This is a genomic window from Oleiphilus sp. HI0043 (genome assembly GCF_001634935.1).
The window spans coordinates 1-1,309 of the sequence record NZ_LWEY01001497.1 but is presented as its reverse complement, the minus strand read 5'-3'; the positions used below and the strand labels follow the sequence as shown (position 1 = coordinate 1,309).

Below are 1,309 nucleotides of genomic sequence, written 5' to 3'. Positions count from 1 at the left end.
TGGCAATCCCTTTCTTACAAACACTGACTGTTAAAGTTGTTTCTTACCTTGCCTCCCTACTATCACTAACGGTACTTGTTGAAGGAAACTACTTTACCGTCACCACCGGCGTAGTTCATGTTGCTGGGGGCTGTTCAGGGTTAAAGTATTTTATGACGGCTTTGTCACTAGCATTGATTTCCTCAGCGTTTAATAGAAGACGTTTTCGTCATGCATTGATAAGCCTTGCGATTGCCGCAACACTTGCAATGATCGGAAACTGGATTCGGGTCTTCATTCTATTACTCATCGCCTATTATGAGGGCGTTAGCCACCCTTTAATGGAAGACCATGATACTTTAGGGTGGATTGTGTTCGGTGCCGTGATGCTTCCATGGTTTTTCATCGACCGCCACTTCGATGCAGAAGGCGAACAAGAGTCACCTGTAAAACAAGATACATCGCAGCCATTGAAACAACAAATTCTCTCGTTAACAGCTTGCACAGTTTTACTAATCATTTCCCAACTAGCACTTAGCCCACCAGAAAATAGAGAATACCAGGTAAGCCAACCTAAGCTACCAAAAACACTAAATGGCCTAACACTCGATACAACTCGAGCGACCAACTGGAAACCTCACTTTCCACAACCAACCAATTTAACGCGAGGCTTATACGGAGCCTTCGGAGACCAGCTCGACCTATACATCCTCACCTACCTAAACAATAGTAATGTAGAAATGGCCAATAGCCAGAACACAATATTTGATAAGAACAGATGGCAGCTAATCAATGATTATGCATGGACAAGTGATCTACACCCAAACGTAAGAATTCGTATCGCGCTTGCTAAAGCAGGAAGAACGCACCGAGTAGTATATTACTGGTATAAACATGGAGCGCAATTTGCAAATTCAATAGGATCAAGCAAGATAGCACAATTAAAAAAATCCTATCTTGATATCCATGAATCACAACTTGTTGCTCTCTCGAAAGAATGCAACCTGAAGTGTCAAAGTAACTTAACGCCAACTCAAGGTATGCTGGATACAATAATCCAGTTACACATACAATCAAATTCTGATATAAGTTCAAGCAGCGACATCGAGAGTTAACCTATGTGTGGAATAGCAGGTTTGTTTGGCCTCCCCCCGTTTGAAAAAGATCGCTATGCACTTGCCAAGCAAATGGCAGGACAATTACGCCATCGAGGCCCTGACGGACAAGCTTACTATCTAGATAGCCAAGCCTTATTGGTTCATACGCGTTTGAGCATCATCGATATTCAGGGTGGTGAGCAGCCTATTCATAATGAAGATAAATCAGTATG

The 1,309-nt window shown here is 42.6% G+C and carries 1 protein-coding gene and 1 pseudogene; both read left to right on the top strand.

The window, feature by feature from the left end:
- Window positions 1-1,094 (top strand): exosortase/archaeosortase family protein (locus A3729_RS21575; protein ID WP_156498065.1); only part of this gene is annotated, 1,094 nt, incomplete at its 5' end.
- 3 nt (window positions 1,095-1,097) lie between these two features.
- Window positions 1,098-1,309, top strand: a pseudogene (locus A3729_RS21570) (asparagine synthetase B); the annotation flags it as partial.